This window comes from Neptunomonas sp. ABH4_499, assembly GCF_056160565.1.
This window is the reverse complement of sequence record NZ_JBSWXK010000002.1, coordinates 242,818-255,654: the sequence shown is the minus strand read 5'-3', so window position 1 is coordinate 255,654 and position 12,837 is coordinate 242,818. Positions and strand designations below refer to the sequence as shown.

Genomic DNA, 12,837 nt, shown 5'->3' with positions numbered 1-12,837 from the left:
GAGCGCTCTCTTCTAAATTAAATATGTTGTATAGATGGATTATAGAATGCGCAAATTACACGTTAAGTCAAAAGGAATGAGCTTGATGGAGCTGATGATCGCGGTTACGATCGTCGGTGTGCTCGCATCCATCGCCTACCCCAGCTACCAAAACTATGTCTATCGTGTCGAAGTGGCCGAAGCATCCACCGAGCTTCGTGCGATTATCGATATCATCGAGCGCTTTCAAGTCTCTCAGGGGCGCTACCCTACTCAGCTATCTGAACTCAATCTATCGCCAGAACTGCTTGAAGACCCTTGGGGCAACACGTACCAATACCTAAACTTATCAACGGTTAAGGGCAACGGGAAGGTTCGCAAAAACAAAAGTCTAAAACCGATCAATGGCTATTATGACCTTTACAGCGTTGGGCGTGACGGCAAATCCTCCAGCCCGTTAACAGCAAAGGCCAGCCAAGATGATGTGGTTGTAGCCAATGATGGCGCCTTTATCGGCTTGGGGTCAGATTATTCCTAATGAGAATCACAAGGAACGCCCTTAATAGCAGGATTGCTCAACGACTGTTCTTATTGCTTTTAATCGTAGTACTGGTGCCCATCTTACTGACAGGCGCAGTGTCCTATGACCAAATCCACAAACTGATCTACCGCGAACAAGCCAAATCCTTGCGTATTTCCAGTAAAGAGTTTGGCCTTGGCGTCTTCAGCCGCTTAACCAACACAAAAGAATACTTATCGATTTCGCTCTCTTCTTATCTAGAGCACGGCGAGCCCACAAAAGCACAATGGCAAAGCCTATCCCATCACTTTTCTGGGGTATGGCTTTTAAAAGATCACCAGTTACAAACAACCCTCTTGGGCGAGCGCTCAGGTGTTGAGTTCTTATTGAACGATCAACCGATTCAGGGCTCACGCGTCATTGTAAACAACCCAGCCTCATCCAACGCCAGCATCTATCAATCAGTTACGGTCGATTACCTTAAAGGCTGGGTCATTGTTGGTCGTCTCGACCCAGAATATTTATGGCCAGACTCCGAGCTAAACGCCTACGAACAGCTGTGCGTGTTATCCGCCGAATATGGCCCTTTGCACTGCAGCTCTGATATGGATTCCAGCCTGCTACCCAACATCAATAACGTCCCAAGAGATCAACTGCTTGAATGGACATCGTCCGAAGATGAAGCCATGGTCTCTGCGTATTGGCGACTGTTTCTTGGGTATGAGTTTAACGCCGAAGATTGGTTTATCGTCATCAGCAAACCTGAAGAGGTCGTACTGCTTGAGCTCAGCTTGTTTAAAAAAGTATACATGCCAAGCTTATTACTCGCCCTGCTCCTGTCTATTTTCGTGAGCTTCAAGCTGGTAAAGCGACACCTTGCGCCCGTTGAGTCTCTCATAAAAGGTACCAATGCACTCGCCAAAGGCGACCTTACCCACCGTGTTTCCATCGACACTGGTGACGAGTATGAAGAGCTCGCCTCCTCGTTCAATAAAATGACCGATGCACTTAAAGAGGAATCCTCTTTAAGCTTAGCGTTTTCTGACATTGATCAGCAGATCGTCCTTAAAACAGGGTTATCCGCATTTTTAGAGTCCATCCTTAAACCGCTTCATCCGCTGGTGGACGCGACGCTCTCGGCGGCGGTGCTGTTTCCTCCGCTCTCGCAGGATCAAAACCACCTCTACTTCTATGACTATCCCACAAAAACACTGCAAAAAACGACGATCAATCTAGACCTACTCAAGCAGTCCTTTGCAGGGATCGCACGTGATGAGCTGGTGCACATGACGCACAAAGAAGTAGCGATACGCATCCAGCATCGTTTAGTTGATCACGCCAATGACTTCTCGATTTACATCATGACTCACCAAGATGAAGCCATCGCCGCGTTTGTTGTTGGCTTTGAACAGCGCCCGGCACAAACCAAATTGGCCGACTTCTTCGGTCACGTTTCTGTCGCCTTAAGTGCTTTGTATCGAGAAATGGCGCTCGAACGCCAAGCCAATGTGGATCTTTTAACCAACCTACCTAACCGAAATGCGTTTCAAAAGAACGTTACAGAGTTGATCGAAGAAGCCCACTACAAGAACCAATTTGCAGCGCTGTTGTTCATCGATCTAGATCGGTTTAAGAATGTAAACGACACCTTGGGTCACCCTGCCGGGGATCAACTCCTTCGCGAAGCGGCCGAGCGCTTAAGAGACAGCTTACCCAAAAGCGCATTCTGTGCCCGCTTTGGTGGCGATGAATTCACCGTATTCATTCCCAACAGCGCGCATGTGGATTTGATTGCCATCTGCTCCACCATTATCCGCAAACTGTCCGAGAACTACTATCTAAAAGGCTACAATGCCAACATCAGCGCCAGTATTGGCATCAGCCAATTCCCTAAGGATGGCGACAGTGTCGAAACCTTACTTTTGGCCGCAGACCTGGCTATGTACAAGGCCAAAGACTTAGGCCGAGAGTGCTTCGAGTTTTACTCTCAGCAATTGAGCGAAGCAGTTGAAGAGCGCATTAAAATTGAGAACTTCTTAAAACACGTACTCCAAAACCAACAGCTTGAAGTCTATTACCAGCCCAAGGTCGATATTCGGCAACAGGTGCTCTCTGGGTTTGAGGCACTCTCACGCTTTAAGCAAAAAGACGGTGCGTTTTTATCACCACAAAAACTGTTCGAAGTCGCCGAAGAAACAGGCCACGTCCTTGAGATCGGCTACTACGTGTTGGATCAATCCATTCAGCAAGTCAAAACCTGGATGCAAATGGGCATATGGCAGGGCCGCATGGCTGTGAATGTCTCCCCTATTCAGCTGTTTGATGTTGAATTTTTAACCCACGTTAAAAACGCTCTAGACCGCCATCAAGTACCTGCAAGCACCCTAGAGCTTGAGATTACCGAAGGGGTCTTCATCGACAATCCTGAGCTTGCCGCCAGCATCTTTAAAGAGATTCGTGATCTTGGCATTACCGTTGCAATTGATGATTTTGGCACTGGGTATTCCTCTTTGGCCTACATCACGCATCTACCGATCGACCACTTAAAGCTGGATCGCAGCTTCATCTTGCAAATTGATAAAGGTGATCAGTTCAAAGGCGTACTGACCAACATCATTGATATTGCCAAGCATTTAAACCTGATCGTCACCGCCGAAGGCATCGAAACCCGCGAGCACATGAACCTTCTTAAAGCATTTGGTTGCGATCAAATTCAGGGCTATTTGTACAGCAAACCGTTAAATGCCAAAGCCGCTACCGCAAAACTCACCTCGCCTGATATAGAGTCGCTTTTCAAAGGCAGTCAGTAGCAGATTTATGGATCAGGATTCGCTATAATCCCGCCTTTCTGTTAACTCCGACAATAGCGAGACGATTCATGGAGCTTTCTGCACTTACTGCCGTTTCTCCGGTAGATGGCCGTTATGGCAGCAAAACCGCCGACCTACGCCCTGTATTCAGCGAATACGGTTTGATCCGAAACCGAGTTTTGGTTGAGATCCGTTGGTTACAAAAACTGGCCAGCCACCCAGAAATCAAAGAAGTGCCTGAGTTCTCTAACGAAGCGAACGCGCTTTTGAACAGCATCCTTGATGACTTCTCGATCCAAGACGCGGAGCGCGTTAAAGAGATCGAACGTACCACTAACCACGACGTTAAAGCCGTTGAGTACTTGATCAAAGAGAAGATCAAAAACAACGCTGAGCTTCAAGCGATTAACGAATTCGTCCACTTTGCCTGCACCTCAGAGGACATCAACAACCTGTCCCACGCTCTGATGCTGAAAGATGGCGTAGCGGTTGCTCTTCCTCAGATGCAAGAGATCGCTGACAAGATCGCGCAAATGGGCCGCGACTTTGCAAGCGTGCCTATGTTGTCCCGTACTCATGGTCAAACGGCATCGCCAACTACCGTTGGTAAAGAGATGGCGAACGTGGCTTACCGCTTGCAGCGTCAGATCAAACAGATCCAAGCGGTTGAGCTCTTAGGTAAAATCAACGGTGCAGTTGGTAACTACAACGCTCACCTGTCGGCCTACCCGAACGTAGATTGGGCTCAAAACGCAAAAGACTTCATCGAAGGCTTGGGCTTGTCATTCAACCCATACACCACTCAGATCGAGCCACACGATTACATCGCTGAGCTGTTTGATGCCGTTTGCCGCTTTAACACCATCATCATCGACTTTGACCGTGATGTTTGGGGTTATATTTCACTCGGTTACTTCAAGCAGAAGACCATCGCAGGCGAAGTAGGCTCCTCTACCATGCCGCACAAAGTTAACCCAATCGACTTTGAAAACTCGGAAGGTAACTTAGGCATTGCAAACGCTGTGATGCAGCACTTGGCTATGAAGCTTCCAGTATCTCGCTGGCAGCGAGACCTGACTGACTCAACAGTTCTGCGTAACATGGGTGTCGGTTTTGGTTATAGTTTGATCGCTTACCAATCGACCCTAAAAGGCATCAGCAAGCTAGAGCTGAACACCGCTCGCCTAAACGATGACCTTGAAAACGCATGGGAAGTATTGGCCGAGCCAATCCAAACCGTGATGCGTCGTTACGCAATCGAAGAGCCATACGAGAAGCTGAAAGCGCTAACGCGTGGCCAAGCGATGACCAAAGACACTATTTTGGCCTTCGTGGACACTCTGGACCTACCAGAAGAAGCCAAGCAAGAACTCAAAGCACTGACACCGCAAAACTACATCGGTAACGCAGTTGCTCAAGCCACTGATATCTAATTTCAGATAGGCTAATAAACGGCTGGCCTTTTGGCTGGCCGTTTTTATATTGTCTTCATACCTGTTTTTGTTAAAAGAGCCATTACATGCTGTCGAACATCCGCATTGTGCTGATCAACACCTTCCACCCCGGTAACATTGGTGCGGCCGCAAGGGCCATGAAAAACATGGGCCTGTCCCAGCTGTGGTTGGTTGACCCTCAAGAATACCCAAGTGCAGAGGCGGACTCTCGTGCTGCAGGGGCGAAAGACTTACTCGACAGTGCTCATGTGGTGGGCACCCTTGAAGAGGCGATCAGTGATTGCCAGTTGGTGATCGGCACCAGTGCTCGCTCGCGTACCTTTGACCTTCCGATGCTGGATGCCCGTAGCTGTGCCGAGAAAGCAGTGGCCGAATCCGCCAAAGGCGAGATTGCGATTGTCTTTGGTCGTGAAACCATGGGGATGCTCAATGAAGAGATTCAGCTGTGCAACTTCCATGTTTACATCCCAGCCAATCCCGAATACCCCGTGCTGAACGTGGCACAAGCGATTCAACTGCTCTGCTACGAGGTATGGATGGCGCACGAATCCGGCAAGGTACAAGCCTCTGAGTCAGAATACCCGCGCCAGAAAGAAATGGAGCTCTTCTACGAGCACCTAGAAACCACGCTTCGCGCGACACGCTTTTTGATTCCGCAACACGAAGGCCGTGCCATGACTAAGCTCAAGCGCTATTTTAACCGCACCCGCCCCGAAAAAACGGAACTGGGTATGCTGCGCGGCATCTTAACGTCGATTGAAGAAACCATGAAGCGCCTTACCGATCACTCTAAGGACAGCGAGAAATAACATGTTGGACAGTTACCCACTGGGTGGGATTACACCAGAGCAGTTTCTTAATGAGTATTGGCAAAAAAAACCGTTATTGATTCGTAACGCCATTGCGGATTTTGCGCCACCAGTCAGCGCCGATGAACTTGCAGGCCTTGCATGCGAGCCGGAGGTCGAATCCCGACTGATCATTCAAAATCCGGATAAAGATGAGTGGACTCTTGAACACGGCCCTTTCGATGAAGATCGTTTCTCATCTTTACCAGCCACGCATTGGACATTGCTTGTACAAGCGGTGGATCACTATTCGCCCGATGCCAAAGCTTTATTGGACGCGTTTCGCTTTATACCAAATTGGCGCATCGATGACTTGATGATCAGCTATGCCCCAAAAGGCGGTGGCGTTGGCCCACATTACGACAATTACGATGTGTTTTTACTGCAAGCCGAAGGCACGCGTCGTTGGGAAGTAGGCGGCAAGTTTGATGAGCACTCCCCTCGCAAACCCGACATGCCAGTCATGATTCTGCCTGAATGGGAAGCAGAGCACACCTACACGCTAAACCCTGGGGATATGCTCTATATTCCTCCGCAAGTTGGTCATAACGGCATCGCACAAAGCAATGATTGCATGACCTACTCGATCGGTTTTAGAGCGCCGTCTCACGCTGACATTTTGCGCGAATTTACCGATTTTGTGGCAGAACAAACCACGCGCGAGATGCGCTATGCCGACCCTGATCTCACACTGCAGGCACACAGCGCCGAAATTACCGACGCCGCGTTCGATAAAGTGCGTGCCCTCTTTACGGCCTACATTAATGAACCTGGCCTTTTAGAGGATTGGTTTGGTCAGTTCATGACCGAGCCTAAATACGCCGAACCCGATAATGACGAGCCGAATGATATTGATCGCGAGGAGCTTTCCGACTATCTGGCCGAGGGCGGTTACCTTTTCCGCAGTGAAAACGCACGCTTTGCCTTTCGTCAAAAGAAAGTAGGCAATTTTGTCATCTTCGTAAACGGCGTCTCTTGTGAAATGATCGCCAACGACAGTGCGTTCGTCTACGCCCTGTGTGAAGGCGATGCGATCGGTCATGATCAGATTCAAAACGATGATCATCTCGAGGTGGTTCTTGAGTTACTCAATATGGGTGCACTTCGAACCGAGATTGACGATCAGGATGAAGAGGACGTTTAATCGTCCTCCTTCTGGCCTCTCACGATAGACTTCTCACGACAGATTACCATCACTCCAAGCTGCTGGCAGAATCAACCACGAGGCGCCTTAACCACTGATGCGCCTTGTTATGTTGCAACAAAGGGCTCCAGGCCATTTTAAACTCGAATGCAGGCACCTCAAACGGCGGCGTGCGTATCACAAGTTCAGGATTTTGACGCTGCAGCTCAGCTGCGCGCGTAGGTAAAGTCACCACCAGCCCTTTTTGTGACGCCATTAAGGTCGCCGACTGGTAGTGTCTTGTAAACACGGAGATATGTCGTGCCTCCCCGATGTTTTTTAGACACTCATCCACCCACCCTAGGCGGTTAATGTCTTTCGGCGATATTCCCATACCAGCCCCCATCCCCGTTTTATTGATCCAGACATGGTTCGAGGCCAAATACTGCTCTAACGAGTAATTCTGTGCCAGCGCATGATCTTTGTGAAACATACAGGAGAAGGTGTCCTGCCACAAAGTGATTTGATGAAACGCCTGCGGCATGGTGTCAAAGCGGTTAATCACCAAGTCAACATGCCCTTGCTCAACCTCCGGAAAGCTCATATCACTTGGAGTTAAGATATCCAACACCACACCTGGTGCGGTTTTACGAATCCGATCCAGCAACGGCGGTATCACCGTAGCCTCACCATAATCGCTGGTTAAGATTCGAAAGACACGTTCAGATGAATGCGCCTCAAAGTCACTCGCAGGCTCAATGGCTTGTTCTATGTTGGCCAAAATTTGATGAATGATCGGTTGTAAGATCAAAGCGCGCTCTGTTGGCTGCATCCCCTCGCTGGTTCTCACCAGTAATGGATCATTAAAGGTTTCCCGTAAACGCTTAAGACTATTACTCATGGCTGGCTGTGTAATGCCCAAAGCGTCCGCAGCACGGGTTACATTGCGCTCACGAAGGAGCACATCGATATACACCAAAAGGTTAAGATCGATATGTTCAAGATTCATACAAACCCTTTTAAAACAAAGTTTTAAAAACACCATCATTTATATGAATGGTGATCATTATTGGCATTTATTTCTATTATACATATCACTTCCATAGAATGCGCTTAACAACACAGACAACAACACGTCAGTGACAACTAAAAACCGTAACTACTTTCAGGATGGAATGATCATGTCTCAGATTTCTAAAGATATTGATGCACTTGCGACGCTGCGCCAACAACAATGTGCTGCTTGGGAAGCTATCAATCCAGAATACGCAGCTCGTATGCGCGCTCAGAACAAATTCAAAACCGGTCTGGATATCGCTAAGTACACCGCTAAAATCATGCGTGAAGACATGGCTCGTTACGATGCCGACTCTTCTCAGTACACTCAGTCTCTGGGCTGCTGGCACGGTTTCATCGGTCAGCAAAAAATGATCTCCATCAAGAAGCATTTCAACAGCACTGACCGTCGTTACCTGTACCTGTCTGGTTGGATGGTTGCGGCTCTGCGTTCTGAGTTCGGCCCTCTGCCTGACCAATCGATGCACGAAAAAACCGCTGTTTCTTCTTTGATCGGCGAGCTGTACACCTTCTTGCGTCAAGCGGATGCGCGTGAACTGGGCGGCCTATTCCGCCAATTGGACGGCGCTCGTGAAGCGGGTAACGCCTCTGAAGAGAAAGCGATCCAAGATAAGATCGATAACTTCCAAACCCACATCGTGCCAATCATTGCCGACATCGACGCAGGTTTTGGTAACGAAGAAGCGACTTACCTGCTGGCTAAACAGATGATCGAAGCCGGTGCATGCTGCATCCAGATCGAGAACCAAGTATCGGATGAGAAGCAGTGCGGCCACCAAGACGGTAAAGTGACGGTTCCTCACGAAGACTTCTTGGCGAAGATCCGTGCGGTTCGCTACGCCTTCCTAGAGCTGGGTGTGGACGACGGTGTCATCGTTGCGCGTACTGACTCTTTGGGCGCAGGCCTGACTAAGCAGATCGCAGTAACCAACGAGCCAGGCGATTTGGGCGACCAGTACAACAGCTTCTTGGACGGTGATTACATCGACAGCGCTGACGACATCCAAAACGGCGATGTTGTGATCAAGGCGAACGGCAAGCTGCTGAAGCCTAAGCGTCTGCCTTCTAACCTGTTCCAGTTCCGAAAAGGCACAGGCGAAGACCGTGTAGTTCTGGACTGCATCACTTCTTTGCAAAACGGTGCGGACCTTCTGTGGATCGAGACTGAAAAACCACACGTTGGCCAGATCGCTTCTATGGTTAACCGCATTCGTGAAGTCGTTCCAAATGCGAAGCTGGTGTACAACAACTCACCTTCTTTCAACTGGACGCTGAACTTCCGTCAGCAAGTGTTCGATGCGATGCAAGAAGCCGGTCAAGACGTGTCTGCTTACGACCGTGCTAACCTGATGTCAGCTGAGTACGATGAGACTGAATTGGCGAAACAAGCCGACGAGAAGATCCGTACCTTCCAGGCGGACGCAGCTCGCGAAGCGGGCATCTTCCACCACTTGATCACACTGCCTACGTACCACACCGCTGCCCTGTCTACAGACAACCTGGCGAAAGAGTACTTCGGTGACCAGGGTATGCTGGGCTACGTTGCTGGCGTTCAGCGTAAAGAGATCCGCCAAGGTATTGCATGTGTTAAACACCAAAACATGGCTGGTTCTGATATGGGTGACGATCACAAAGAGTACTTCTCTGGTGATGCGGCACTGAAAGCTTCTGGTAAAGACAACACTATGAACCAGTTTGGCTAAACCTCAGACCTCCTGAGATTTAGGGCGCCCCCAAAAGGCGCCCTTTTTTTCGTCGGAAATAAGCAATAAGCGCCAAACGAACATCAGCTCGTTTAACCAAAAAGAAACTAAAAAAGGGAGGAATTAAAAAGTAACGACCGGCCCAAGCGTGATCGGGGTTGGCTCGCACTGAGAGCTAGGCGCATCCAGATCAGCCAAAGCACTTGCAGGCTCGGCGGGGATCATAGCCTCTTGGCTTGCCATATTTGGCTGACCTTTTGGCCAACGCAGATACACAGGCTGACCAATTAAACGCAGATAAACTTGGTCGTTGTGCACCACACCAACATACGGCTGGTTTTCAAGCTCGAACGCGTTTTGGGTGGCATTTGGCTCAGACAGAGCCGGTGATGAGATCTGGCCGTGAAAACAATCTGCATCGGGCACCAAGGCCTGCGCGGATAGGGTTTCATTAACAGCACCATTAAATTCGGTGCGCGGCTGTTCTAACTGAGTTTGACCAGCTGCCGTAGGTGATTGAAACCCCGTTGGGTCATCGCCAGTTAAGATGCGTTGCTGAATGGTAGCGGCTTCTTGTTCGGCCGCCTGACGATCATCCAAAAAAGCGATATTAAAGTCATGAGAACCCGCAAGCATCCAACCGATGCCCAGTGCTGTCACAGCTAAAATGGAAACCCCTTTTGTTACATCGTTCATATTCAGCTCGTTAATCAATCGAACTAGGCATGCCTAATTTTTAAATCAAAGGATATTATCCTATAAAACAAGCGTTTAAACCATTGTCCCGTAGGACAATTATAAAAAATAAAGGCCCCTAAGAGGAGCCTTTATTCGATTGAACCGCAAACGATTGATTTATTGAGGGTTTGCTAAGTAGAACCAAGTATCCAGTACCGTATCTGGGTTAAGCGATACGCTGCTGATGCCCTGCTCCATCAACCAGTGCGCAAGGTCTGGGTGATCCGATGGGCCTTGGCCACAGATACCCACGTATTTACCGCGCTTACGACACGCTTCAATGGCCATGCTTAACAGTTTTTTCACGGCCTCGTTACGCTCATCAAAGAGATGCGCAATCAGACCTGAATCACGATCCAAACCCAGTGTAAGCTGAGTTAAATCGTTTGACCCAATCGAGAAGCCATCAAAGTACTCTAGGAACTCATCCGCAAGCAGCGCATTGGACGGTATCTCGCACATCATGATCAAACGGAGACCGTTCTCACCGCGTTTTAAGCCGTTTTCTTCGAGCATTTCTGAGACCTGACGCGCTTCACCCACGGTGCGCACGAAAGGCACCATGATCTCAACGTTGGTCAGTTTCATCTCTTCACGCACTTTTTTAAGCGCGCGGCATTCAAGCTCAAAGCAATCGCGGAAAGAATCACTGATGTAACGCGCCGCGCCACGGAAACCCAACATTGGGTTTTCTTCATCTGGCTCGTACTGATCACCACCGATGAGGTGTCCGTATTCGTTGGACTTAAAGTCCGACATACGCACGATCACTTTCTTGGGATAAAACGCTGCGGCCAGTGTCGAGATCCCTTCCACCAGCTTATCCACGTAGAAATCTACAGGGCCACCGTATCCACTGATACGACGCTCAATGATGCTGCGCACCGCTGGTGGCTGCTCATCAAAATTAAGCAGAGCTTTAGGATGCACACCGATCATGCGGTTGATGATGAATTCCAAACGCGCCAAACCAACCCCAGCGTTAGGAAGCGCCTGAAAGTCAAAAGCGCGGTCTGGGTTGCCGACATTCATCATCACATCAAACGGCAATGAAGGCATCGACTCGACACTGTTGGTCTGATGCTCAAAGTTGAGCGCCCCTTCGTAGGCACGCCCTGTGTCGCCCTCGGCACACGACACCGTAATCATCTGGCCTTCCGTCAAACGGCTGGTGGCGTCCCCACAACCCACAATGGCTGGGATACCCAGTTCACGAGCGATGATCGCCGCGTGACAAGTACGACCGCCACGGTTGGTGACAATGGCCGACGCTCGTTTCATTACAGGCTCCCAATCGGGGTCGGTCATATCGGTAACCAACACATCACCCGGCTGGACACGCTCCATTTCGGAAATGTCCGAAACCAATCGAACAGGGCCAGAACCAATACGATGACCAATCGAGCGGCCTTCAATCAGCACATGACCTTTTTCTTTCAGTAAGTAACGCTCTATCACCGCCGAGCTTTCCCGGCTTTTTACCGTTTCTGGTCGCGCTTGAACAATGTACAGCTGTCCATCGTCACCGTCTTTCGCCCATTCGATGTCCATTGGACGGCCATAATGCGATTCAATGAGCATGGCAATTTTGGCAAGCTCATGTACATCCGCATCATTGATGCAGAATTGTTGACGCTCTTGATCACTGACCGGAACGGTTTCTACCGCCTTGTGCGTCGAACCATCGCCTGCGTACACCATTTTAATCGCTTTCGCGCCCAAAGTGCGGCGCAAAATTGCCGGCACATTTTGACGCAGCGTCGGCTTATAGACATAAAACTCGTCGGGGTTAACCGCCCCTTGAACAACGGTTTCACCTAAGCCGTAAGCAGCCGTGATAAACACAACATGATTGAAACCAGACTCGGTATCCATCGTAAACATCACACCCGATGCGCCTGTTTCACTGCGCACCATTTTTTGGATACCGGCCGATAATGCGACTTCGCTGTGCTCAAATTGATGGTGAACACGATAAGAGATAGCACGGTCGTTATACAAAGAGGCAAACACCTCTTTGATCGCCTGCTTAACGTTATCAAGGCCTCGTATATTCAGAAACGTCTCTTGTTGGCCTGCAAACGAGGCATCGGGTAAATCCTCGGCGGTTGCGGATGAACGAACCGCGACCGCAAAGCCTTCGCTGCTCTCGCTTTGCATCGCCTCGTAGGCGGTTTCAACCGCTTGGTTGAGTTCGGGTTGGAACTCAGCTTCCATAATCCATTGACGAATTCGCTTGCCCACTTCGGCTAAACGGGTCACATCATCCACATCCAGCTCAGCAAGAGTGGAATCAATCTTATCTTTTAAACCACTTTGAATCAGAAACTCGCGAAACGCTTCGGCCGTTGTTGCAAACCCACCCGGCACTCGAACACCGGCTGAACTCAGCTGGCTGATCATTTCGCCCAAAGATGCGTTTTTACCACCGACTTTATCGACGTCGCCCATGCCCACTTGGTCAAGGCTCATGACGTAGTTATGCACTGTCTCTCTCCTCATGCCTGAAATGCGGTGAAGCTTATGGTGTTGTTGTATCCGCAAAAGAGTGCCAAGGATACTGCAAAACCATGACAAGATAAAAA

9 protein-coding genes are annotated in these 12,837 nt (G+C 49.5%); 6 read left to right on the top strand and 3 right to left on the bottom strand.

Annotated elements, in window-relative coordinates; genetic code table 11:
• Positions 1 to 46 precede the first annotated feature (46 nt).
• The 5 genes from ACXAF9_RS02970 to ACXAF9_RS02950 all read left to right on the top strand — a co-directional run bounded on the left by ACXAF9_RS02970 (position 47) and on the right by ACXAF9_RS02950 (position 6,755).
• Entirely contained in the window at positions 47 to 517 is a 471-nt protein-coding gene (locus ACXAF9_RS02970; RefSeq protein ID WP_475070162.1) for a prepilin-type N-terminal cleavage/methylation domain-containing protein, read from the top strand.
• Between the two features lie 53 nt (positions 518 to 570).
• Positions 571 to 3,309 (top strand): bifunctional diguanylate cyclase/phosphodiesterase, encoded by a 2,739-nt coding sequence (locus ACXAF9_RS02965; RefSeq protein ID WP_475070157.1) that lies wholly within the window; start codon positions 571 to 573, stop codon positions 3,307 to 3,309.
• 68 nt (positions 3,310 to 3,377) lie between these two features.
• Entirely contained in the window at positions 3,378 to 4,742 is a 1,365-nt protein-coding gene (gene purB, locus ACXAF9_RS02960; protein WP_475070153.1) for an adenylosuccinate lyase, read from the top strand.
• Positions 4,743 to 4,828: 86 nt separating this feature from the next.
• Positions 4,829 to 5,572 carry a tRNA (cytosine(32)/uridine(32)-2'-O)-methyltransferase TrmJ gene (trmJ, locus tag ACXAF9_RS02955; protein WP_475070149.1) on the top strand — a complete coding sequence of 248 codons (744 nt, stop codon included), beginning with the start codon at positions 4,829 to 4,831 and terminating at the stop codon, positions 5,570 to 5,572.
• Position 5,573: 1 nt separating this feature from the next.
• The gene (locus tag ACXAF9_RS02950) at positions 5,574 to 6,755 is read left to right on the top strand and encodes a JmjC domain-containing protein (protein ID WP_475070146.1); all 1,182 of its coding nucleotides are present in this window, start codon (positions 5,574 to 5,576) and stop codon (positions 6,753 to 6,755) included.
• A gap of 49 nt (positions 6,756 to 6,804) precedes the next feature.
• Here the strand turns inward: ACXAF9_RS02950 and ACXAF9_RS02945 are convergent, their stop codons facing one another.
• Positions 6,805 to 7,743: a LysR family transcriptional regulator gene (locus tag ACXAF9_RS02945; protein WP_475070144.1), complete on the bottom strand. Its 939-nt coding sequence runs from the start codon at positions 7,741 to 7,743 to the stop codon at positions 6,805 to 6,807.
• A gap of 172 nt (positions 7,744 to 7,915) precedes the next feature.
• On the opposite strand from ACXAF9_RS02945, the gene ACXAF9_RS02940 reads away from it, so the two are divergent.
• Positions 7,916 to 9,514, top strand: coding sequence for an isocitrate lyase (locus ACXAF9_RS02940; RefSeq protein ID WP_475070142.1), 1,599 nt, complete (start codon positions 7,916 to 7,918; stop codon positions 9,512 to 9,514).
• A gap of 123 nt (positions 9,515 to 9,637) precedes the next feature.
• Here the strand turns inward: ACXAF9_RS02940 and ACXAF9_RS02935 are convergent, their stop codons facing one another.
• Entirely contained in the window at positions 9,638 to 10,210 is a 573-nt protein-coding gene (locus ACXAF9_RS02935; RefSeq protein ID WP_475070138.1) for a hypothetical protein, read from the bottom strand.
• 159 nt (positions 10,211 to 10,369) lie between these two features.
• Complete coding sequence (gene ppsA, locus ACXAF9_RS02930) at positions 10,370 to 12,754, bottom strand: phosphoenolpyruvate synthase (protein WP_475070135.1); 2,385 nt, start codon at positions 12,752 to 12,754, stop codon at positions 10,370 to 10,372.
• Between the last annotated feature and the right edge of the window lie 83 nt (positions 12,755 to 12,837).

What these genes read in the sequence shown, in the direction of transcription:
- ACXAF9_RS02970 (WP_475070162.1), top strand. Translation starts at nt 47, where the DNA reads ATGCGCAAATTACACGTTAAGTCAAAAGGAATGAGCTTGATGGAGCTG.
- purB (WP_475070153.1), top strand. Translation starts at nt 3,378, where the DNA reads ATGGAGCTTTCTGCACTTACTGCCGTTTCTCCGGTAGATGGCCGTTAT.
- trmJ (WP_475070149.1), top strand. Translation starts at nt 4,829, where the DNA reads ATGCTGTCGAACATCCGCATTGTGCTGATCAACACCTTCCACCCCGGT.
- ACXAF9_RS02950 (WP_475070146.1), top strand. Translation starts at nt 5,574, where the DNA reads ATGTTGGACAGTTACCCACTGGGTGGGATTACACCAGAGCAGTTTCTT.
- ACXAF9_RS02945 (WP_475070144.1), bottom strand. Translation starts at nt 7,743, where the DNA reads ATGAATCTTGAACATATCGATCTTAACCTTTTGGTGTATATCGATGTG.
- ACXAF9_RS02940 (WP_475070142.1), top strand. Translation starts at nt 7,916, where the DNA reads ATGTCTCAGATTTCTAAAGATATTGATGCACTTGCGACGCTGCGCCAA.
- ACXAF9_RS02935 (WP_475070138.1), bottom strand. Translation starts at nt 10,210, where the DNA reads ATGAACGATGTAACAAAAGGGGTTTCCATTTTAGCTGTGACAGCACTG.
- ppsA (WP_475070135.1), bottom strand. Translation starts at nt 12,754, where the DNA reads ATGAGGAGAGAGACAGTGCATAACTACGTCATGAGCCTTGACCAAGTG.